The organism is Acidovorax sp. sic0104 (genome assembly GCF_019219095.1).
Classification (GTDB): Bacteria; Pseudomonadota; Gammaproteobacteria; order Burkholderiales; family Burkholderiaceae_C; genus Acidovorax.
In genome coordinates this window covers 58,966-79,417 of the sequence record NZ_JAHUWH010000004.1, presented here as the reverse complement: position 1 = coordinate 79,417, position 20,452 = coordinate 58,966, and the positions used below count along the sequence as shown (strand labels likewise).

19 protein-coding genes and 1 riboswitch are annotated in these 20,452 nt (G+C 66.9%); of the genes, 5 read left to right on the top strand and 14 right to left on the bottom strand.

The window, feature by feature from the left end; genetic code table 11:
• Positions 1–43: 43 nt before the first annotated feature.
• Together KW835_RS08555 and KW835_RS08550 are read right to left on the bottom strand one after the other, a co-directional pair.
• Positions 44–436, bottom strand: coding sequence for a DUF2917 domain-containing protein (locus tag KW835_RS08555; RefSeq protein WP_218381940.1), 393 nt, complete (start codon positions 434–436; stop codon positions 44–46).
• Between the two features lie 106 nt (positions 437–542).
• Positions 543–1,109 (bottom strand): DUF2917 domain-containing protein, encoded by a 567-nt coding sequence (locus KW835_RS08550; protein WP_056414274.1) that lies wholly within the window; start codon positions 1,107–1,109, stop codon positions 543–545.
• Between the two features lie 137 nt (positions 1,110–1,246).
• Between KW835_RS08550 and KW835_RS08545 the strand changes: the two genes are divergently transcribed.
• Positions 1,247–2,251 carry a LysR substrate-binding domain-containing protein gene (locus tag KW835_RS08545; RefSeq protein WP_218381939.1) on the top strand — a complete coding sequence of 335 codons (1,005 nt, stop codon included), beginning with the start codon at positions 1,247–1,249 and terminating at the stop codon, positions 2,249–2,251.
• A gap of 51 nt (positions 2,252–2,302) precedes the next feature.
• Here KW835_RS08545 and tyrS read toward each other — a convergent pair whose 3' ends face one another.
• Positions 2,303–3,535 (bottom strand): tyrosine--tRNA ligase, encoded by a 1,233-nt coding sequence (tyrS, locus tag KW835_RS08540; protein ID WP_218381938.1) that lies wholly within the window; start codon positions 3,533–3,535, stop codon positions 2,303–2,305.
• 205 nt (positions 3,536–3,740) lie between these two features.
• Here tyrS and KW835_RS08535 point away from each other — a divergent pair, with 205 nt between their 5' ends.
• Both KW835_RS08535 and KW835_RS08530 read left to right on the top strand, forming a co-directional pair.
• A complete protein-coding gene (locus KW835_RS08535) occupies positions 3,741–5,102 on the top strand; it encodes a M23 family metallopeptidase (protein WP_218381937.1) in 1,362 nt (453 codons plus the stop codon).
• A gap of 137 nt (positions 5,103–5,239) precedes the next feature.
• Entirely contained in the window at positions 5,240–6,361 is a 1,122-nt protein-coding gene (locus tag KW835_RS08530) for an anhydro-N-acetylmuramic acid kinase (RefSeq protein ID WP_218381936.1), read from the top strand.
• A gap of 61 nt (positions 6,362–6,422) precedes the next feature.
• Here KW835_RS08530 and mdtD read toward each other — a convergent pair whose 3' ends face one another.
• The 7 genes from mdtD to KW835_RS08495 form a co-directional block, all read right to left on the bottom strand.
• Positions 6,423–7,886 carry a multidrug transporter subunit MdtD gene (mdtD, locus tag KW835_RS08525; RefSeq protein WP_218381935.1) on the bottom strand — a complete coding sequence of 488 codons (1,464 nt, stop codon included), beginning with the start codon at positions 7,884–7,886 and terminating at the stop codon, positions 6,423–6,425.
• Between the two features lie 139 nt (positions 7,887–8,025).
• Entirely contained in the window at positions 8,026–8,391 is a 366-nt protein-coding gene (erpA, locus tag KW835_RS08520; RefSeq protein ID WP_007856958.1) for an iron-sulfur cluster insertion protein ErpA, read from the bottom strand.
• A 62-nt stretch (positions 8,392–8,453) separates the two neighbouring features.
• Positions 8,454–8,852: a polymer-forming cytoskeletal protein gene (locus KW835_RS08515; protein ID WP_218381934.1), complete on the bottom strand. Its 399-nt coding sequence runs from the start codon at positions 8,850–8,852 to the stop codon at positions 8,454–8,456.
• Between the two features lie 215 nt (positions 8,853–9,067).
• Positions 9,068–9,778 carry a DUF6776 family protein gene (locus KW835_RS08510; protein ID WP_218381933.1) on the bottom strand — a complete coding sequence of 237 codons (711 nt, stop codon included), beginning with the start codon at positions 9,776–9,778 and terminating at the stop codon, positions 9,068–9,070.
• A 163-nt stretch (positions 9,779–9,941) separates the two neighbouring features.
• Positions 9,942–10,334 (bottom strand): 30S ribosomal protein S9, encoded by a 393-nt coding sequence (gene rpsI, locus KW835_RS08505; protein ID WP_218381932.1) that lies wholly within the window; start codon positions 10,332–10,334, stop codon positions 9,942–9,944.
• Positions 10,335–10,345: 11 nt separating this feature from the next.
• A complete protein-coding gene (gene rplM, locus KW835_RS08500; protein ID WP_218381931.1) occupies positions 10,346–10,777 on the bottom strand; it encodes a 50S ribosomal protein L13 in 432 nt (143 codons plus the stop codon).
• Positions 10,778–11,035: 258 nt separating this feature from the next.
• Positions 11,036–13,039, bottom strand: coding sequence for a serine/threonine-protein kinase (locus KW835_RS08495; RefSeq protein ID WP_218381930.1), 2,004 nt, complete (start codon positions 13,037–13,039; stop codon positions 11,036–11,038).
• Between the two features lie 306 nt (positions 13,040–13,345).
• On the opposite strand from KW835_RS08495, the gene KW835_RS08490 reads away from it, so the two are divergent.
• Positions 13,346–14,233 (top strand): 23S rRNA (adenine(2030)-N(6))-methyltransferase RlmJ, encoded by an 888-nt coding sequence (locus KW835_RS08490; RefSeq protein ID WP_218381929.1) that lies wholly within the window; start codon positions 13,346–13,348, stop codon positions 14,231–14,233.
• A 175-nt stretch (positions 14,234–14,408) separates the two neighbouring features.
• On the opposite strand, the gene KW835_RS08485 is transcribed toward KW835_RS08490, so the two are convergent.
• The 4 genes from KW835_RS08485 to ahcY all read right to left on the bottom strand — a co-directional run bounded on the left by KW835_RS08485 (position 14,409) and on the right by ahcY (position 18,494).
• Positions 14,409–14,933, bottom strand: coding sequence for a septal ring lytic transglycosylase RlpA family protein (locus KW835_RS08485; RefSeq protein WP_255593401.1), 525 nt, complete (start codon positions 14,931–14,933; stop codon positions 14,409–14,411).
• Between the two features lie 66 nt (positions 14,934–14,999).
• Entirely contained in the window at positions 15,000–15,854 is an 855-nt protein-coding gene (gene metF, locus KW835_RS08480; protein WP_218381927.1) for a methylenetetrahydrofolate reductase [NAD(P)H], read from the bottom strand.
• Positions 15,851–16,855, bottom strand: a complete 1,005-nt coding sequence (locus KW835_RS08475) for a TlyA family RNA methyltransferase (RefSeq protein ID WP_218381926.1) — start codon at positions 16,853–16,855, stop codon at positions 15,851–15,853. Before KW835_RS08475 ends, metF begins: the two co-directional genes overlap by 4 nt.
• A 199-nt stretch (positions 16,856–17,054) precedes the next feature.
• Complete coding sequence (gene ahcY, locus KW835_RS08470; protein WP_218381925.1) at positions 17,055–18,494, bottom strand: adenosylhomocysteinase; 1,440 nt, start codon at positions 18,492–18,494, stop codon at positions 17,055–17,057.
• A gap of 68 nt (positions 18,495–18,562) precedes the next feature.
• Positions 18,563–18,642: riboswitch (S-adenosyl-L-homocysteine riboswitch) on the bottom strand.
• 173 nt (positions 18,643–18,815) lie between these two features.
• Here ahcY and KW835_RS08465 point away from each other — a divergent pair.
• A complete protein-coding gene (locus tag KW835_RS08465; RefSeq protein WP_218381924.1) occupies positions 18,816–20,444 on the top strand; it encodes a peptide chain release factor 3 in 1,629 nt (542 codons plus the stop codon).
• The last annotated feature ends 8 nt before the right edge of the window (positions 20,445–20,452 follow it).

Sequence of the window (20,452 nt, the reverse complement as noted above, 5' to 3'; positions counted from 1 at the left end):
CGCGGGCAGCCTGGTGCTCTCGCTCGCCCGCCCGCATGCCGGTTCAGGCGCAGCAGGCGTCGCTCGCAACGGCCACGGACGGGCTGCCGAAGGCCGCACGGCGCCACCAGGGGGTGGCGATGCTGGCCGCGCCCACGGGGGTGCTGGTCCAGCGGTACTGCAGGCGGGCGCTGCCCACGGGCTCGACCACGGCATGCTGGCCGGCGGCCACCCAGAGGGTCTGGCCGGCGTGCAGGAACACGTCGCCGGCTTCGGCACCCGTGCCGTAGGGGCCGGCATCGAGCGTCACCCAGGCGTGGCCTTCGGCCACGCGCAGGGCCATGGGGGCACGGGGCGCGAGGCTGACGGCCTTGCCTGGCAGCAAGGTGCTGACACCGTGGGTGGCAGCGGCCGTGGCAGCGGCGGATACGAACTGGAAGGTCTGCGAGGTGGTCATGGTGCTTCTCCGGGTTTACCCTTGATGGACTCTATGGTGCGCCGTGCTAGCAACAGCGTCCAATGAAAAGGAATATGAGGATTGATGCTCTTCTTGCATGTCGCCCTCAAGCCGTGGTGCGAGCACGGGGCGCTGCTATCCGAAAGAGAGCAAACCGCGCGATTCCGACCGCCAGCCGGCTGCCTGCGCCCAACACCTGCACGCCCGCCTGGCCCACGGCACGGCCGCCCTGGCCCAGGGCCTGCATCAGGTCGCGCAGGGGCAAGGCGACGCTGCATTCCCACTCGGCACCGGGCCGCAGCAGGCGCTGTGCCGGTGCAGCGGGCTGCGCCGCCCACTCGAAGGCCACGGTTTCAGGCAGCGCGCCCGCGGGGCTCCAGGCTTCCATCACCACATGCTGGCCGGGCGCGACTACCAGGCGCTCGCCGGCCTGCAGCACGTGGTCGGCCAGGCACAAGGGCAGGTCTGAGCGCAAGTCCGCCGGCAGCCCGGCCAGCGACGCGCCCCGCAGGGTGACCCAGGCGCGGCCCTGCGCGATGGCCAACACGCCGTGCTCGCGCGGGTGCAGCGACAGGGCTCGGCCAGGGTTCAGTTTCCAGCAACCGGCCGCAGGTCGGCCAGCCGATGGGGCTTGGGCGGATTGTTGCGATTCCAGAACGTTGCGGGCTGGCATGACGGACTCCTTCAGGTGCGCTCAATGCGCGTTGATGAGCATCAATGTTGCCGCCAGCGCCCTACACAGTCCAATGAAAACGCGGTACGCTATTCATTCCATCGACGCATGAATCTGGATCTCCTCGGGAAACCGCCATGGCCTCTGCCGAATACTCCCCCGCCGTCCTGCGCACCCGGCCCGTCGCCACCGGCCACTGGCGCGCATTCCTGGCCGTGGCACGCCACCTGAACTTTCGCGCCGCGGCGGACGAACTGGCGCTCACCCAGTCGGCCGTGAGCCGCCAGATCCAGGCACTGGAAGAAGAAGTGGGTGTGGCGCTGTTCCTGCGCCACACGCGCGCCGTGGAGCTGACCAGCGCGGGCGCGCAGCTGCAGCGCGCCGTGGCCCCGGCGCTGGAGCGCCTGGACGCCGCCGTGCGCCTGGTGCGCCAGACGGCCGGCCGGCGCAGCGTGGCGATCACCACCTGGGCCAGCTTTGCATCGATGTGGCTCATACCGCGCATGGAGGAGTTCCAGCGCGACAACCCGGGCATCGACATCCGCATCGATGCGAGCGACGTGCAGATCGACCTGGACACCTCGGACGTGGACCTGGCGCTGCGCTACGCCATGCCAGGCGGCGCCACCCAGGGCGGCACGCGCCTGTTCGGCGAGCAGTTGGCGGTGGTGGCCAGCCCCTGGCTGCTGAAAAGCGGCAAGCCCCTGCGCACGCCGGCGGACGTGGCGCAGTTCACCCTGATCGAGGCGGGCGACGCCCACCGCACGCACTACCTGGAATACCTGAGCTGGCGCCGCTGGTTCGATGCGCGTGACCTGGCCAAGCTGCAGCCCGAGCGCTGGCTGTACTTCAACTACGCGCACCAGATCGTGCAGGCCGCGCTGGCCGGCCAGGGCCTGGCGCTGGCCCGCATGCCGCTGATCGCCGATGCGCTGGCCTCGGGCGACCTGGTGGAGGTACTGCCCGGACACCGCATCGACTCGCCCCTGACCTACTGGCTGATGGTGGGCCCGCGCAGCGCCCAGCGGCCCGAGATCAAGGCGTTCTGCGCGTGGCTGCAATTGCAGGCCCAGGCCACGCGCGAGGCCATTGGCGATGTGCCGGACCCGGACCTCAATGACGACCTGGATGGTGCAAACTAGCTACCATTTTTGTAGCTGCCAACACTCATCCAGAAAGCGCTGGAGGCAGTTTCAAGCCAAAGTCACCTTCGCGAACTTGCGCTTGCCCACCTGCACCACATAAGTCCCGGCGTCGAGCTTGAGGCCCTTGTCGCTGACCACGCTGCCGTCCACGCGCACACCCCCGCCGTCGATCAGGCGGCTGGCCTCGCTGCCCGACGGCGCAAGGTTGGCCTGCTTGAGCAGCGCCCCGATGCCCAGGGGTGCACCGGTCAGGCTCACCTCGGGAATCTCATCGGGCACGCCGCCTTTGCTGCGGTTGATGAAGTCCTGCTCGGCCGCATCGGCCGCCGCCGCGCTGTGAAAGCGCGTGGTGATCTCCTTGGCGAGCATCACCTTGGCGTCCTTGGGGTTGCGCCCGCCCGCCACCTCGGCCTTGAGCGCCGCGATCTGCGAGAGTGACAAAAATGACAGCAGCGTGTACCAGTCCCACATCAGGGTGTCGCTGATGGACAGCACCTTGGCGAACATGGTGTTGGGCTCTTCGGTGATGCCGATGTAGTTGTTCTTGGACTTGGACATCTTGTCCACGCCATCCAGGCCCACCAGCAGCGGCATGGTGAGCACACACTGCGGCTCCTGGCCGTATTCCTGCTGCAGATGGCGGCCCATGAGCAGGTTGAACTTCTGGTCGGTGCCGCCCAGCTCCAGGTCGCTCTTCAAGGCCACCGAGTCGTAGCCCTGCATCAGCGGGTACAGGAATTCGTGCACCGAGATGGACTGGCCGGTGGAAAAGCGCTTGTGGAAGTCGTCGCGCTCCATCATGCGCGCCACCGTGTACTTGGCGGCCAGCTGGATCATGCCGGTGGCGCCCAGGGGCTCGCTCCACTCGCTGTTGTAGCGGATCTCGGTGCGGGCCGGGTCCAGCACCAGGCTGGCCTGGCGGTAGTAGGTCTCGGCGTTGGCCTGGATCTGCTCCTTGGTGAGCGGCGGACGGGTGCTGTTGCGGCCCGAAGGGTCGCCGATGAGGCTGGTGAAGTCGCCGATCAGGAAGATCACCTGATGGCCCAGATCTTGCAACTGCCGCATCTTGTTGAGCACCACGGTGTGGCCGATGTGGATGTCCGGCGCCGTCGGGTCCAGCCCGAGCTTCACGCGCAGGGGTTGGCCGGTGGCTTCGGAGCGCGCCAGCTTTTTGGCCCACTCGTCCCGTGGCAGCAATTCGTCGACGCCGCGCAGCGAGATTTCGAGGGCTTGCCTTACACCATCGGAAGGCGGGCTTGTTGTAACAGCAGATTGATTCATAAGGGTTTTTTGGGATGTCTAGACAGCGTGCGCCGCTATACTTGCGCCCACCTTGCCAAGGGCGGATTCTAGTGGGCCCCATGTTCCGACGCCCCGATCCCGCGCCCGGCACCTTGCACCTGACAGCCTGTGCCTCCAGCCTTGCCCCGCTAGCGCGCGCCGCGGGGGAGTTTCCTGGAGCCACGTTCACCCTGGGGATAGACCTTTGATTCATGGCTTGACCACCGCCAGCACGGCATTGCTTGACCGGCTGTCCCACACGATCCAGAAACACCCCAAGCGCATCACCGCCGCCATCGCAGCCATCCTGCTGACGGGCGGCGGCGGCGCATTCGCAGTGGCCTCCTTCGCACCCGACCCGGCCGAGATGCCTGTGCGCATGGTGACGCTGCCCGTCGAGTCTCTGGCAGAAAACCTGGTGCTGGGCGAGCTCGATGCCCCCGGCTTCTCGCTGTACCGCTCCGAGCAGGTGCGCAGCAGCGACACCCCCGAGTCCCTGCTGCAGCGCATGGGCGTGGCCGACCCGGCTGCCGCCGCCTTCATGCGCGGTGACACACCTGTCAGACAGAATGTGCTGGGCCGCACCGGCCGCATCGTGTCGGCCGAGACCACCGACGACCACCGCCTCATCCGCCTGACGGTACGCTGGGTGCCGGACGACAGCGGCAACTTCCGCCGCCTGATCGTCGAGCGCACCGGCAACAACAAATTCACCTCGCGCGTCGAGACCGCCAAGATGACGGCCAGCAGCCGACTGGCTGGCGGCATCATCAACAGCTCGCTGTTCGCCGCCACCGACGCCTCCAACATCCCCGACGGCGTGGCCGTCCAGATGGCCGAGCTGTTCTCGGGCAACATCGACTTTCGCCGCTCGCTGCGCAAGGGCGACCGCTTCTCCGTCGTGTATGAAACGCTGGAGGCCGACGGCGAGCCCCTGTCCAGCGGCCGCGTGCTGAGCGCGGAGTTCGTCAACGCCGGCAAGACCCACCAGGCCATCTGGTTCCAGGAGCCGGGCGCCGGCAAGGGCTCGTACTACACCCTGGACGGCGAGAGCATGCGCCGCGCCTACCTGACCTCGCCGGTCGAGTTCTCGCGCGTGACCAGCGGCTTCAAGATGCGCCTGCACCCCATCCTGAAGACCTGGCGTGCCCACCTGGGCACGGACTTCGCGGCCCCCACCGGCACCGCCGTGCGCACCGTGGGCGACGGCGTGGTCGAGTTCGCGGGCGTGCAGAACGGTTTTGGCAACGTGGTGTTCGTGAAGCACCGCAACCAGCATGTCACCGTGTACGCCCACCTGAGCCGCATCGACGTGCGCCAGGGCCAGTCGGTCGAACAGGGCCAGACCCTGGGCGCCGTGGGCTCCACGGGCTGGGCCACCGGTCCGCACCTGCACTTCGAGTTCCGTGTGAACGGCGTGCACCAGGATCCGCAGACCATCGTGGCCGCCAGCGACGCTGCCGCGCCCATCTCTGCCGCATCGCGCCCCGCCTTCCAGCGCCTGGCGTCCAACATGCGCATTCAGCTGAATGCCGCAGCGCTGATCGAGCAGGCCAGCGCAGAGTGATGTGACCCCCCCTGAGTCGCCTGCGGCGCCTTCCCCCCAGGGGGACGACGCCAGCGGACTGGCAAAGCCAGTTCCGCGGCGTCCCTGGTTGGGTCCGCGCCCATAGCAAACGCCCTCGCCCGTTCGCAGGCCTTCCCATGAGCACCACCACCAACGAGCTGTACATCGGCCTGATGTCGGGCACCTCGCTCGACGGCATCGACGGGGTTCTGGCCGATTTTTCCGGGCCGCGCATGGTGGTCACGCACTACGCCAGCATGGCCTTCGAACCCGGGCTCCGGGCCGAACTGCTGGCACTCAATACCTCTGGCAGCGACGAGCTGCACCGCGCCGCGCTGGCAGGCAACGCGCTGTCGCGCGCGTATGCCGAGGTGGTGCACACGCTGCTGGCCCACAGCGGGCTGCCTGCCACCGCCATCCGCGCCATTGGCGCGCATGGGCAGACGGTGCGCCATCGTCCCCAGGAATTCGACGGCACCGGCTACACGCTGCAACTGGGCAGCCCCGCCCTGCTGGCCGAGCGCACGGGCATTACGGTGGTGGCGGACTTTCGCAGCCGCGATGTGGCGGCGGGTGGCCAGGGGGCGCCGCTGGTGCCGGCGTTTCACCAGGGCGTGTTCGGTCGGCCCGATGAAACGGTGCTGGTGCTCAACATCGGCGGCATTTCCAACCTCAGCGTGCTGGGTGCGGACGGCAGTGTGCTCGGCTTCGACTGCGGCCCGGGCAACGCACTCATGGACCACTGGTGCCAGCAGCACACGGGCCAGTCGTACGACGCAGGCGGGGGGTGGGCCTCCAGCGGGCAGGTGCTGCCGGGCCTGTTGGCGTCATTGCTGCAGGAACCGTTTTTGCACAAGAGCGCCCCCAAGAGCACCGGGCGCGATTTGTTCAACCCCGGCTGGCTGGCGGCACATCTGCGCGCCTGGGCGGACGCACGGCCTGCGGATGTGCAGGCGACATTGACAGAATTCACCGCTACCGCTTGCCAGATGAGCGTAAGCAGCTATCAAAAAAATAGCGAATCACTGGCGGTGTGCGGCGGCGGCGCACTCAACGCCCACCTCATGGCCCGTTTGCAGGCACTGTGCCCCGCACTCAAGGTGGTGGCCACCGATGCGCTGGGCCTGCCTGCGCTGCAGGTGGAGGCCGCCGCATTCGCCTGGCTGGCCCGCCAGGCGGTCACGGGCCAGCCGGGCAACCTGTCGAGCGTGACCGGCGCAGCGGGCCCCCGCGTGCTGGGCGCCATGTACCCGGCATAGCAGCCCGCCATGGGCCTGCGCGGCGGGTGCCGCTGCAGGCGCAGTGCCCCGCCCTTTCGTTTCAGCCCGGCTCTGCCGCGTCCGCCGACGCCGCCGCCCGGCTGCTGGCCTTGTCGTGCGGCGACAGCTGCCAGAAGATGCCGGCCGACGCCACGGTGATCAGCCCCATGCACACAAAGGTGGCCTGGAACGCCGCCAGCGCCTGCCCTGCGGCACCCGCCGGAAAGACGTTGGTGAAGGCCGCCAGCACCGCGCCAGCCGACGCCACCCCCATGCCCATGGCGACCATCTGCACCATCGACAGCAGGCTGTTGCCGCTGCTGGCCATGGCGTGCTCCAGGTCCTTGAGCGTGACGGTGTTCATGGCCGTGAACTGCAGCGAGTTCACAGCTCCGAACGCCGCCAACTGGACAATGTGCACCCACAGCGGCTGCGCAGGGCTGGCCAGGCCGAAGCTGGCCATGGCCAGCCCCACCAGCAGCGTGTTGGCCACCAGCACACGCCGGTACCCAAAGCGCGTGATCAGCGGCGTGGTGAAGCGCTTCATCGACATGCCGGCCACGGCCACGGGCAGCATCATCATGCCGGCCTGCATGGGCGAGTAGCCCATGCTCACCTGCAGCAGCAGCGGTATCAGGAACGGCATGCACGAGCTGCCCAGGCGCGAGAACAGATTGCCCAGCAAGCCGATGCGCAGCGTGTCCACCGTGAACAAACTGGGCGAGAACAAGGGGTCCGGCTTGCGCGCGGCGTGCAGCCAGTACGCCACCAGGCTGGCCAGCCCGAAGATCATCAGCACCAGCACGCTGGCCTGGCGCAGGCCCATGCTCGCCAGGCCGTCCAGCGCGAGCGAGAGCGACACCATGCCGAACGCGAGCATCAGGTAGCCCGCCAGGTCGAAGCGCGCGACGAAGGTGACGGGCCCGCCGGGCATGAAGCGCAGCGTGGCCAGGCAGCCCACGATGCCCACCGGCACGTTGATGAGAAAGATCCAGTGCCACGAGGCCACCTCCACCAGCCAGCCGCCCAGCGTGGGCCCGATGAGCGGCCCGATCAACCCCGGGATGGCCACGAAGCTCATCGCCTGCAGGAACTGCTCGCGCGGGAAGGTGCGCAGCACCACCAGCCGCCCCACGGGCAGCAGCAGCGCCCCGCCCAGCCCCTGCACCACGCGCGCGGCCACCAACTGGCCCAGGTTCTGCGCCAGCGCGCAGAACACCGAGCCCAGCACGAACAGCACGATGGCCGCCAGGTACACGCGGCGGGAGCCGAAGCGGTCGGCCACCCAGCCCGACGCCGGGATCAGCATGGCCATCGCCAGCGAGTAAGCCACCACCACCGACTGCATGCGCAGGGGACTCTCGCCCAGGCTACGCGCCATGGCGGGCAAGGCGGTGTTGACGATGGTGGCGTCCAGCGTCTGCATGAAGAAGCCGACGGCGACCAGCCACAGGAGCAGCTTCAGCGACTGCGGCGACGGGGATGGCACGGGTGGCTGCGGCGAAATCAAGGACGGCTGCGGCATGGGGGTTCACAAGGTCAGGTCGTTGGCAGGTGGCGCGCCGGCAGGCCGGGGCCGCCGCCCTGCACGACGCTCCAACGAAAAAGCCGCCCGGAGGCGGCTTGGATCGTCATGGCGCGGTTGTCGCAGCGCCCGGTGCGCATCAGGCCGAGAAGCTCGAGCCGCAACCGCAGGTGGTGGTGGCGTTGGGGTTCTTGATCACGAACTGGGCGCCCTGCAGGTCTTCCTTGTAGTCGATCTCGGCGCCCACCAGGTACTGGTAGCTCATGGCGTCGATCAGCAGCGACACGCCATTCTTGGTCATGGTGGTGTCGTCGTCATTGGTGATCTCGTCGAAGGTGAAGCCGTACTGGAAGCCGGAGCAACCGCCACCCTGCACGAAAACGCGCAGCTTCAGGTCAGGGTTGCCTTCTTCGGCGATCAGGTCCGCCACCTTGGCCGCCGCGCTGTCCGTGAACAGGATGGGGGCGGGCATTTCGGTCTGGATGTTCTCGGCAACTGCGCTCATGGGGTGTCCTTCCGGTTTCAATTTTGCGGGTAATAGTACTGCAGACCGCTCGGGAATTCAGGTCACTGCCCGTTTGACGCTAACTTCAGTGGGGGCTTTTCCTCCACCAGCACGGCTACCGGGCACATCTGGCCCGCGATCACCGCACCCTGGTGCATCTCCAGCGCCTTGTAGTGCACGTTGCCTGTGATCTTCGCCTTGGGCTGGAGTTCCAGCAGCTCCGCGGCGTGGACCGGGCCAATCACCTGGCCGTTGACGATCACGTGGTCGGCATGCACGGCGCCCTCCACCCGGGCCGTTTCGGAGATCACCAGGATGCTGGGCTGCTCGGCTGCGGCGCGGATGTCACCCACCACCTCCCCATCGATGCGCATGCCTTCGACGAAATGCACCGCGCCTTCGATCCGGGTGCCCTGGGCGACAAGGCTCTTGATGGGGGGCTGCTTCTTACGGGAAAACATGGGCAAGACTCCTTGGGAGACGCGCCGCCAGCCCAGGCGGCTGCGGCAAACGAAAAAATGGACCGCAGGTGCCCGATGGACGGACACCCACGCAGCGAGGTGGAACGCCGCGTCGTCGGCAGCCCCTGGCGGTGCATGGCGCTGGCTGGGAGGTATCGCAGCACGGTTGCGGCACTGCCGTGCCCAGGGCCGCCATTCCTGCGCGCCCCGTGCGATCACTCGATGGTCATCGCCTGCACGGCCCGGACTGTGCTGCCTTCCAGCACGCGCGCGGTCACGGTTTTTACCACGGCATTGGGGGGCAGATCGAGCACGCCTTCGATGCGCCGGTACTGCTTGACCTGCACGGGCTGGCCCTGGGCGGGCTGGGTCTGCGTCCAGGGATTGCCGTCCTGCGTACCGGCGAGCACCAGCTCGAGCCGGCCGTTGAACTCCGGCGCATTGCGCGCCGCCTGGATGACCAGCACCTGCCAGCGCAATTGCATGCCGCCCAACACTTCCGCCTGCAGGCTGCGGATGGCCAGGCCCTCGATCTTGGCGGCTGGAATCAGTTTCTCAAAAAAGCCCAGGTCTTCGCGCAGCGTGCGGTTGTCCGCCTCCAATTGCTTCACCTGGGCCATCAGGCTTTCCTTGGCGGCGCGCTCGGCCACAAGGAGGCTCTCGGCCGTGTGCGCGCCCGTCTGCTGTTCCTGGGCAGCGTCCTGCAGACGCGCGATCTCGGCCCGCATCTGAACCACCTCGTCACGGGAAATAGGGTCCAGGCCTGCAATGGACTTGCCGAATTCGAATGCCCAGACCGCCACCGCCGCGCAAAAGCCCAGCACCACCGCCAGGGTCAGCCAGCGAAACGGCCAGGGGAGTGCGCTGCGTATGGCGACCCGGGGGGCGCTGATGGTCAGCCGACGGCGCAGCAGGCGAAGGCGCATGGCAGGATGGTAGGTTGCGGCATGAGAATGGTTCGCAGCAAAAAGAGCGCACCTTAAACGAAAAAACCGCCCTGAGGCGGTTTTCTGTTCTGTAAAGAGCCTCGAAAGGCCGCTTTGCAGAATTGGAGGCCGCATGGTGCGGCCTCGGGGCAGGGGCCGAAGCTTAACGCTTGGAGAACTGCTTGGCGCGGCGTGCAGAGTGCAGACCGACCTTCTTGCGCTCGACTTCACGCGCATCGCGCGTCACGAAGCCGGCTTGACTCAGTGCGGGCTTGAGTGCTGCGTCGTAGTCGATCAGGGCGCGGGTGATGCCGTGGCGGGTGGCACCGGCTTGGCCGGATTCACCACCACCGTGCACGTTGACCTGGATGTCGAAAGTTTCGACATGGTTGGTCAGTGCCAGGGGCTGCTTGGCAATCATGATGGAGGTTTCGCGGCCGAAGTACTGCTGAATGTCTTTGCCATTCACAGTGATCTTGCCGGAACCCTTCTTCAGAAACACGCGGGCGACGCTGGACTTGCGACGGCCGGTGCCATTGTTCCATTCACCAATCATCTCAAGGCTCCTTAGATTTCCAGAGCCTTGGGCTGCTGGGCGGTGTGGGGATGCTCTGCACCGCCATACACCTTGAGTTTCTTGATCATTGCATAGCCAAGGGGACCCTTGGGCAGCATGCCCTTGACAGCCTTTTCCAGTGCACGGCCAGGGTGCTTGGATTGCATGTCGCGGAAGTTCGTGGCCGTGATACCGCCGGGATATCCCGAGTGACGGTAGTACACCTTGTCCAGGGACTTGGTGCCGGTGACCTTGAGCTGGGCTGCGTTGATGACGACGATGAAGTCGCCGGTATCGACGTGAGGCGTGTAAATGGCCTTGTGTTTGCCGCGCAAACGGAGAGCAACTTCGCTGGCTACTCGTCCGAGGACCTTGTCGGTCGCGTCAATCACAAACCACTCGTGCACGACCTCAGCGGGCTTTGCGCTGAAAGTAGTAGTCATGAGTTTCTCTTTGAAAGGAGAGGGTTTGGCGGGTCCTTTTCCACGGTCGGTGCTTCTCTGAAGGAAGCCTCTTAGGTGGCATGAAATCTCCGCCGCGGGACCACAAAAGCGCTGCGAAGCCCACGATTATACGAATTTGACTCCGAAGTACGCAAGGCCCGGGCCGTCCCAAGGGGCAACAATCGTTTTTTTAGGCGCAGAGCCGCCCCTTCGGAATGTGGGTCTTGCGGCGCCCGGCTGGGGCGCGCGACCCCAAAGTCAGTTGGGAGTCTGGCGGCGGCGCTGCTCTTCAGCCTCGTAGCGGCGCCGGCTTTCCACACAGATGGGATGCGCGGCGTGCGAGGCTTTCTGGCACTCCTGGTGGATGCACATGGGCCGCGCCAGGAAGTTGGCGTCCGCACAGCTTTCCTGCGGCGACAGCACCCTCGGCGGCGGCGGACGAGGCTTGGGCTCGGCCACCACCGGAGGTGGTGCGGGCGCGGGCTCCTCATGCACCACGATGGGGGTTGCGACCGGCTCGACAACCGGCCGCTTGGCGGTGCGGGGCGCACGCGCCGGCGCAGATGCCGCCACGAAAGCCGGCACGGCGGGCGCGGACTCGGCAGCGGAAGCAGCCGCCGCACTGGCTTGCACCGCAGAGGCCGCCAAGTCCGAAGCGGGCGTGCTGGCTGCAGCTTCGGCCAGCACGGCCTCGGCCGCCGGGGCGGGTGCGGCGGGCTCGGCCATCTCTGTGATGATGTCGTCCTTGGGAGCCGCCTTGCCGCTTTGCGCCCACCGCACGCCCCCGGCAATGGCCACGACAGAAAAAACCGCCACCGCGAGCCAGGCAACAATGGGCACGCGTTTGCCTCCGGCCTTGGCCGGCCGGGCCGATGAGCGCCCCCCGGCGTCGCGGTCAGCATGCCGGCCCCGGTGTTCTTCCGCGCTCTTGCCACCATTGCCGGCAGCCCTGCGGTAGGCATCAGGGTCGTCATAGCGTGAATCATCGGCCGCGACGGTATCGCCTGCATCAATGAACACGGTGTCACCCGCATCTGCCGCGACGGTGTCAGGCCCGCCCAGCATCACGGTGTCGCCACCAGCATCGTCGACGGCGGTGGGCATTTCGGGGGGCTCGCCCGACCTGTGGGAGGGCGGCACGCTGCCCACGGGCGATGCGCGTTGCGCAAGCGCGGGCGCCGGCAACTCGCCGATCACCTGCGACGCCGAGGTCACATCCACGGTGGGCGTGACCTGCCCGGGTCCCGGCCGGTCCGCCGGCTCCACCCAGATGTCGCCCAGGTCTGCCCGGAAGTCGAAATGCTCGACGCCCTCGGGGGCGGCGGTCATTTCCATGATTTGAAGGAATTCGTCGATGCTCTGCGGCCGGTCTGCCGGGCGCAGAGCCAGCGACTTGGCGACGGCGGCGACGAAGGGCGCTGAATATTCCACCCCGAACTGCCGCTTGACGGTCCGGGCCACGCGGGAGAACGACACCATGCGGTCCCGGATGGAGCGCAGCGTGGCAGGCAGGGGCGTGTCGTTGCACAGGCAGCCGTGAACCACCGCCGCCAGCGAATACAGATCGCTCCACGGCCCCTGGCGCAGTTCTTCGTCGCCGTCGGAATACTGTTCGATCGGCGCGTAGTTCACCTTGAGCACTGCCGTGTGCTTGCGGTCCTGATCGTTGATGGCGTGCCGGGCGGCGCCCAGGTCCAGCAGCACCGGCGGGCCGTTGTCCTGAAGGAAGATGTTGTCGGGCGAGATGTCGCGGTGCAGGGTCTTGCCGTCGTGCAACACGCGCAGCGCGCCCAGCACGGACCACAGCAGCTTGCGCAGCCAGACCTCGGGCGGCGGCGTGCGCATCTGGGCGCGGGCCTGCTTGAAGGTCATGCCGGTGTACAGCGGCATGACCATGTAGGCGGTGTTGTTGGCCTCCCAGAACCGGAACACCTTGACCAGCGAGGGGTGGTCGAACTGCGCCAGCAGCCGCGCCTCGCCGACAAACGATGCCAGACCTGCGCGGAAAGTCTGCTGATCGGACGAGGAACGCACCCACAGCGATTGCCCCTCGGAACGGCCCGCCAGCGAGGACGGCATGTACTCCTTGATGGCCACCGACCGGTGCAGGGAGTGATCGAAGGCCTTGTAGACCATGCCAAAACCACCCACGCCCAGCAGCCCCAGGATCTCGAACTCGGCCAGCCGTGTGCCCGGCGGCAGCGCATCCACATGGCTGATGCCGCTGGCGGGAGCAGAAGCGGGGCTGGAAACTGCGTTCATGTTAAAGGGTGCGTGGCGGGCAGGCGTACTTGCATCGGCACCGCCATGGGGTCAAGGCGATTGCAGGCGCGATGATGATGCATGTGGTTACCGTACCAGAAACAAAAGGCTATCTGTCTGCAAAAAACATCACGCTCGGGGCAAACATCCCGATTGTGCCGCGCCCGGCGGGCCTGCACCACCAGCCCTCGCCGAAACGCACATGCGACAGCGAAGTCCGGCAGAAAAGGGGCGGGGCGCCGTCGCACTCTCCACCCGCGGAGTGCAAAAGCAGGCCCGTCCGACGCGCACCCGTTACCATTGGACATGTTCAGTTATCGCCACGCCTTCCATGCAGGCAATCATGCCGACGTGCTCAAGCACACGGTCCTCATCGCCGCCCTGCAGCACCTTACCGAGAAAGACGCGGCCCTGACCGTGCTGGACACCCATGCCGGCGCCGGCCTGTACCGACTGGACGGCGACTACGCCAACACCAGCGGTGAGGCAGCAGACGGGGTCATCCGCCTGTTCGCGGCCGACACGCCCGCCCTCACCCCCGCCCTTCAGGCCTATGTGGACCTGATCCGCGGCTTCAACCAGGGCAATGCGCTCAGGGTCTATCCGGGATCGCCTTTCATCACGCAGCGCCTGTTGCGTGACCATGACAAGCTCAAGCTGTTCGAGTTGCACCCCACCGATCTGCGCTCGCTGGCGGGCAACGTGGCCCAGCTCGAAGCGGGCCGCCAGGTGGCCGTGCTGCATGAAGACGGGTTTGAGGGCATCAAGAAGTTCCTGCCTCCTCCGGCCCGCCGCGCTTTGGTGCTGTGCGATCCCAGCTATGAAATCAAGAGCGACTATGCCAAGGTGCTCGACATGGCCGCAGACTCGCTCAAGCGCTTTGCCACCGGCACCTACGCTGTCTGGTACCCCATCATCCCGCGCCCCGAGGCGCACGACCTGCCCCGCCGACTCAAGACCATGGCCACCAAAGCGGGCAAGAGCTGGCTGCACGCGACGCTCACGGTCAAGTCCAGCAAGATCACCAGCGATGCCGCCGGGGACACCAAGCGCCCCGGCCTTCCGGCCAGCGGCATGTTCCTGATCAACCCGCCATTCACCTTGAAGGCGGCCTTGAAAGCGGCATTGCCCCAGATGGTGGACCTGCTGGCCCAGGACAAGCACGCGACGCACACGCTGGAGTCCGGCGGATAGAACGGTCCATGGCGCCGCCTGCGGCGCCTTCCCTCCCAAAGGGCGGCGCCTCCGCAAGCCCGGCGACGCCGCATGCACGGTGGCGCCGGCAAGGCCCACGGCAAAGTGCAGCCCAGGAAATCCCAGGCTGCAGCCGTCTCAGACTCAGGAATGTGCAGCCCTGTCGATGGGCCCCCTATGGCGCCGGACAGTCACGCTCCCCGTCGTCCAGCGCGAACAATTCGACCGGCTTGAGGCCCAGCCCCACCATGCCCAATACCTCGGCGGCTCCCCGGCTCAGGTCGATGACGCGCTTGCGGGTGTGGGGACCCCGGTCATTGATGCGAACCACCACGGACCGCCCCGTGGCCTGGCTGCGCACGCACACCAGCGAGCCGAAGGGCAGCGTGGGGTGGGCGGCGGTCAGGGCCTTCATGTCGAACAGCTCCCCGCTCGCCGTGCGCCGCTTGTGGAACTTGGCGCCGTACCACGACGCCAGGCCCACCTCGTCCGCCGACAGCTCGATCGACTTCTCGGGCAGGGCGCTGTCTGCGCCCCCCGGTAACGCATCGGCCTTGCGCGGCGGGTCGATCAGCATCGCTTCGCCCGGCACGCTCAACAGGTGGGGCGCCAGCGCATCGGCTTCGGCCGAGAGCCCCTGCGCGCGTGCATGCGCACCGGCCAACGACAGGGCCAGGATGCCAGTCCACAGCCCTGCCATGCGGGCGCATCGCGCACCCGCCAGCCAACTCTGCCAGCGTCGAATGCCCTGCGGCGCCCCCATCGGTCAGATCCCCAGCCTGCGGCAGATCTCCAGCGTTGCAGCGCTCTGGTTCATGGTGTAGAAATGCAGCGCCGGCACGCCCGCGCTGCGCAGTCGGTCGCACAGATCCGTCACCACATCCAGGCCAAAGGCCTTGATGCTCGCCGTGTCATCGCCGAAGGACTGCAGGCGCAGGCGGATCCAGCGCGGGATCTCCGCGCCGCAGGCGTCCGAAAAGCGCATCAGCTGCGTCGAGCTGCCGATCGGCATGATGCCCGGCACCACCGGCACGTCCGCGCCCAGGCGCTTGGCCTCTTCCACGAACCGGAAGTACGCGTCGCTGTTATAGAAATACTGGGTGATGGCCGAGTCGGCCCCTGACTGGACCTTGGCGGCATACGCCTTGAGGTCGGCCTCGGGCGACCGGGCCTGGGGGTGCACCTCCGGGTAGGCCGCCACCTCGATGTGGAAGTCGCGCCCGGTCTCGGCACGGATGAAGGCGACCAGGTCGCTGGCGTACTGGAACTCGCCGCCCGCGCCGTAGCCGCTGGGCAGATCGCCGCGCAACGCGACGAGGCGCTTGACGCCCATGGCCTTGAGCTGCCCCAGCTCTTCGCGCACCGATTGGCGCGTGGCGCCGATGCAAGAAAAGTGGGATGCAGCGCCCTGACCCTCGGCCAGGATCTCACGCACCGTGCCGAAAGTGCCCTCTTGCGTCGATCCGCCAGCGCCGTAGGTCACGGAGCAAAAATCCGGGTGCAGCGCATACAGCTGCTGGCGCGCGGCGCGCAGCTTGTCAGCGCCCTCGGGCGTCTTGGGGGGAAAGAACTCGAAGCTCACCGGAAAGCCGGTGCCTTGCCTTGTGCTGGCAGCATTCATGCAGCAGACCTCCTCGCAGAGACAAAAAATTCGCGGTTGCCATCGCCACCTTCTATGGGGCTGGCCAGCCAGTCGTTCACGGTGAGCCCCAGGCCGGCGCAGCATTCGCGGATGCGTTGTTCGACCACGGCATACAGCGATTCATCCCGCACGATGCCGCCCTTGCCCACCTGGCCTGGCTGCAGCTCGAACTGGGGCTTGACCAGCATCAGCAAAACGCCGTTCGCCTTGAGCAGCGGCACCAGGGCCGGCAACACCAGCGTGAGCGAGATAAAGGACAAGTCACCGGTGACAACATCGAACTCCGGCGTGATGTCCACCTGTTCGAGCCCTGCCCTGCGCTGGCGCTTGGTCGGCACAATGCCCTCGGCACGCGCGCGCGCCTTGGCGGCGCGCTCGGCTTTGAAGGCCTCGACATCCTGCTCGCGGGCGTCATCGCTGTCGTCGTATTCATCGTCCACCTGGCCGCCGTTGCGCATCCAGGCATAGGGCGCCACGGGCTGGGTGTCGTTGTCGTCGACATCGGTTTCCACGTGCTCGGAGAGGGCCTCCTCGCTCGCGTCCTGCAGCGATTGCGCCGTCATGGAGCGGGCGTTCAGCCCCTCCACACCCACCACGCGCGGGTCGTTGCGCAGCCGCTCGTGCAACTGGCCATGGCCCACGTCGACACCCACCACCTGAGCGGCACCGTGCTGCAGCAGGCAGTCGGTGAAACCCCCGGTACTCTGGCCCACGTCCAGGCAGCGCAGTCCTGCGACCGTCAGGCCCGTGGCCTTGAGCGCGCCCTCCAGCTTCAGGCCGCCGCGCGAGAGGTACTTGGCCTCGGCGCCGTCCAGCAGCTCGACGTGGGCGATGTCCGGGATGTCGTCGCCGTTCTTGGCCACTTTCTGCCAGGGCATGCCGGACGACAGGCGCCACTGCACCCCCGCGGCAATGAGCCGCTGGGCCTGGGAGCGGGTCGCGGCATGGCCGCGCTCCACCAAATACACATCTGCGCGCATCGCGCCCGTCCTTCTTGATTAAAAATGCCTGTACGGCTTGTACAGCATGCGCTGACAGCTACCTTTTATATAGCAACTCGTTCAGCGCGGCGTGGCTCCGGCATTGCGGACCCCGGCCAAGCCTGTCGATCCACAACGCCAGCCCACGCAACAGCGAAGGGCACAGGCACAGACATGCCGAAGCCCCCCGCGGCCGGCATCAATACCGGTACGTGTCGGGCTTGTAGGGGCCCTGCTTTTGCACGCCGATGTACGCGGCCTGCGTGTCGGTCAGCTCGGTCAGTTGCGCGCCGACCTTCTTCAGATGCAGGCGGGCGACCTTCTCGTCCAGGATCTTGGGCAGCACGTACACCTTGCCGGCCTGGTAGTCGCCCTGTTTCGTGAACAGTTCGATCTGCGCGATCGTCTGGTTGGCGAACGAACTGGACATCACGAAGCTCGGGTGCCCCGTGGCGCAGCCCAGGTTCACCAGGCGGCCCTTGGCCAGCAGCGTGATGCGCTTGCCGTCCGGGAAGATCACGTGGTCGACCTGGGGCTTCACTTCTTCCCACTGGTACTTCTCGATCGATGCGACGTCGATCTCGTTGTCGAAGTGGCCGATGTTGCAGACGATGGCTTCGTTCTTCATCGCCACCATGTGCTCATGGCGGATCACGTCCTTGTTGCCCGTGGTGGTCACGAAGATGTCAGCCTTGTCGGCAGCGTATTCCATGGTCACGACCTTGAAGCCTTCCATCGCGGCCTGCAGTGCATTGATGGGGTCGATTTCGGTGACCCACACCTGGGCGCGCAGGGCGGCGAGCGCCTGGGCGCAGCCCTTGCCCACGTCGCCATAGCCAGCCACCACGGCGACCTTGCCGGCGATCATCACGTCGGTGGCGCGCTTGATGCCGTCCACCAGCGACTCGCGGCAGCCGTAGAGATTGTCGAACTTGGACTTGGTGACCGAGTCGTTGACGTTAATGGCGCGGAACAGCAGCGTGCCCTTGGCGGACATCTCATTGAGGCGGTGCACGCCGGTGGTGGTTTCTTCGGTCACGCCGATGATCTCGGCCGACTTGCGGCTGTACCAGGTGGCGTCTTCCGACAGCTTCTTGCGGATGGAAGCGAACAGGATGCGCTCTTCCTCGCTGCTGCCGTTGCCCGCCACCAGCGATGCGTCCTTCTCGGCGCGCTGGCCCAGGTGCATCAGAAGCGTGGCATCGCCGCCATCGTCCAGGATCATGTTGGGGCCTTCGCCCGGCGTGCCCTTGGGCGCGAAGTCGAAGATGCGGTGGGTGTAGTCCCAGTACTCCTCCAGCGACTCGCCCTTGACGGCGAACACCGGCGTGCCGCCCGCAGCAATGGCGGCTGCGGCGTGGTCCTGGGTGGAGAAGATATTGCAGGACGCCCAGCGCACATCGGCGCCCAGCGACTTGAGCGTCTCGATCAGCACGGCCGTCTGGATGGTCATGTGCAGCGAGCCAGTGATGCGCGCGCCCTTCAGGGGCTGGGCGGCAGCGAATTCCTCGCGGATCGCCATGAGGCCGGGCATCTCGGTCTCGGCAATGGCGATTTCCTTGCGGCCCCACGGAGCCAGGGTGATGTCGGTGATGACGCAGTCGGTGTTGACGACGGGTGCGTTGACGCGTGCGTTCATGATGGTTTGCTCCAAAGCATGTTTGAAAAAACCACTGGTCGGGGATTGCCTGGGCTCACCACGCGAAAAGTGGTTGAGCGTCGTTGCTGGATGACTCCGAGCCTCACGCCCCGCCTGTGCTGGGGACGCTGCAACGCTCCTCGGATCGGCGGATTATAAAAGCAATGGCGGCGAGGCGGCCAGAGCGGCGTGGCACGCCGCACCCCAAAGCCCGCCTGCGGACACCGGTAAAATCCCGCGATTCGGGCGCATGCGCCTGCCGCGCCGCCAGCCGCAGAGCCCTGCCGCAGCGTGCCTCGACTCCCCCTTCTGGAATCCCCTGTGTCCTACGCCCCCGAAACCCGGCGCCGCCGCACCTTTGCCATCATTTCCCACCCTGACGCGGGCAAGACCACGCTGACCGAAAAGCTGCTGCTGTTCTCGGGCGCGATCCAGATCGCGGGCGCCGTGAAGGGTCGCAAGGCCAGCCGCCATGCCACGTCGGACTGGATGGAGATCGAAAAGCAGCGCGGCATCTCGGTGGCCTCCTCGGTCATGCAGATGCTGTACCGCGAGCACGTGATCAACCTGCTGGACACGCCCGGCCACAAGGACTTCTCGGAAGACACCTACCGCGTGCTCACCGCCGTCGACTCGGCCCTGATGGTGATCGACGCCGCCAACGGCGTGGAAGCACAGACGCGCCGCCTGATCGAAGTCTGCCGCCAGCGCGACACGCCCATCATCACCTTCGTGAACAAGATGGACCGCGAGGTGCGCGACCCGCTGGACATCATGGACGAAGTCGAGCGCGAGCTGGGCATGCCCTGCTGCCCCATGACCTGGCCCGTGGGCCAGGGCAAGGCCTTTGGCGGCATCATCAACCTGCGCACCAAGACCATGACGGTGTTCGAGTCCGGCAGCGAGCGGCGGCCGCAGGACTTCGAGTCCATCCCCCTGTCCGACGAGGCCACGCTGCGCGCGCGCTTCGGCGCCGAATTCGACGCAGCCCTCGAAAGCATGGAGCTGGCCACGGGCGCATCGCCCGAGTGGGACCACGAAGCCTTCCTCGCCGGCAAGCTGACGCCCGTGTTCTTCGGCTCCGGCGTGAACAACTTCGGGGTGATGGAGGTGCTCGACGCCCTGGTGGACATGGCCCCGCCCCCCGGGCCGCGCGTGAGCACGCTGCAGGTGAACAAGCAGCCCGTGGTCAAGACCATCCAGCCCGAGGACGAAGGCTTTGCCGGCGTGGTCTTCAAGGTGCAGGCCAACATGGACGCCAACCACCGCGACCGCATCGCCTTCGTGCGCGTGGCATCTGGCAAGTACACACCGGGCATGAAGCTCAAGGTGCAGCGCACCGCCAAGGAGCTGCGCCCCACCTCCGTGGTGACCTTCATGTCCCAGCGCCGCGAAGCCGTCGAAGAGGCCTACGCGGGCGACATCATCGGCTTCACCACCCATGGCGGCGTGCAGCTGGGCGACACCATCACCGACGGCGCCAACCTGCAGTTCACCGGCCTGCCGTTCTTCGCGCCCGAGATGTTCATGACCGTGGTGCTCAAGAACCCGCTGCGCACCAAGCAACTGCAGCAGGGCCTCGCCCAACTGGGCGAGGAAGGCGCGATCCAGGTCTTCAAACCCGACGCCGGCGGCAACATGCTGCTGGGCGCCGTGGGCCAATTGCAGTTCGAAGTGGTGCAGCACCGCCTGAAGGCAGAGTACGACGCCGACGTGCGCCTGGAAGGCTGCCAGTACACCGGCGCGCGCTGGATCACGGCGGACAACGCTGCCGATCTGCGCGCCTTCACCGATGCCTACCCGCTGCGCCTGGCGCACGATGCGGCGGACACGCTGGCGTACCTGTGCACCTCGCCCTATGACGTGCGCCTGGCACAGGAGCGGTTCCCCAAGATCCACTTCCATCCGCTGCGCGAGCATGCGGGCTTGAGCCTGGGCAACGCAGGGTGAGCGGGCGC

Bases quoted from the DNA above. Each gene is read 5' to 3' on its own strand.
- KW835_RS08550 (WP_056414274.1), bottom strand. From the start codon at position 1,109: ATGCCAGCCCGCAACGTTCTGGAATCGCAACAATCCGCCCAAGCCCCA.
- KW835_RS08530 (WP_218381936.1), top strand. From the start codon at position 5,240: ATGAGCACCACCACCAACGAGCTGTACATCGGCCTGATGTCGGGCACC.
- rplM (WP_218381931.1), bottom strand. From the start codon at position 10,777: ATGACTACTACTTTCAGCGCAAAGCCCGCTGAGGTCGTGCACGAGTGG.
- metF (WP_218381927.1), bottom strand. From the start codon at position 15,854: ATGAATGCTGCCAGCACAAGGCAAGGCACCGGCTTTCCGGTGAGCTTC.
- rpsI (WP_218381932.1), bottom strand. From the start codon at position 10,334: ATGATTGGTGAATGGAACAATGGCACCGGCCGTCGCAAGTCCAGCGTC.
- mdtD (WP_218381935.1), bottom strand. From the start codon at position 7,886: ATGCCGCAGCCGTCCTTGATTTCGCCGCAGCCACCCGTGCCATCCCCG.
- KW835_RS08510 (WP_218381933.1), bottom strand. From the start codon at position 9,778: ATGCGCCTTCGCCTGCTGCGCCGTCGGCTGACCATCAGCGCCCCCCGG.
- KW835_RS08475 (WP_218381926.1), bottom strand. From the start codon at position 16,855: ATGCGCGCAGATGTGTATTTGGTGGAGCGCGGCCATGCCGCGACCCGC.
- KW835_RS08495 (WP_218381930.1), bottom strand. From the start codon at position 13,039: ATGAACGCAGTTTCCAGCCCCGCTTCTGCTCCCGCCAGCGGCATCAGC.
- erpA (WP_007856958.1), bottom strand. From the start codon at position 8,391: ATGAGCGCAGTTGCCGAGAACATCCAGACCGAAATGCCCGCCCCCATC.
- KW835_RS08515 (WP_218381934.1), bottom strand. From the start codon at position 8,852: ATGTTTTCCCGTAAGAAGCAGCCCCCCATCAAGAGCCTTGTCGCCCAG.
- tyrS (WP_218381938.1), bottom strand. From the start codon at position 3,535: ATGAATCAATCTGCTGTTACAACAAGCCCGCCTTCCGATGGTGTAAGG.
- KW835_RS08490 (WP_218381929.1), top strand. From the start codon at position 13,346: ATGTTCAGTTATCGCCACGCCTTCCATGCAGGCAATCATGCCGACGTG.
- KW835_RS08545 (WP_218381939.1), top strand. From the start codon at position 1,247: ATGGCCTCTGCCGAATACTCCCCCGCCGTCCTGCGCACCCGGCCCGTC.
- ahcY (WP_218381925.1), bottom strand. From the start codon at position 18,494: ATGAACGCACGCGTCAACGCACCCGTCGTCAACACCGACTGCGTCATC.
- KW835_RS08555 (WP_218381940.1), bottom strand. From the start codon at position 436: ATGACCACCTCGCAGACCTTCCAGTTCGTATCCGCCGCTGCCACGGCC.
- KW835_RS08485 (WP_255593401.1), bottom strand. From the start codon at position 14,933: ATGGCAGGGCTGTGGACTGGCATCCTGGCCCTGTCGTTGGCCGGTGCG.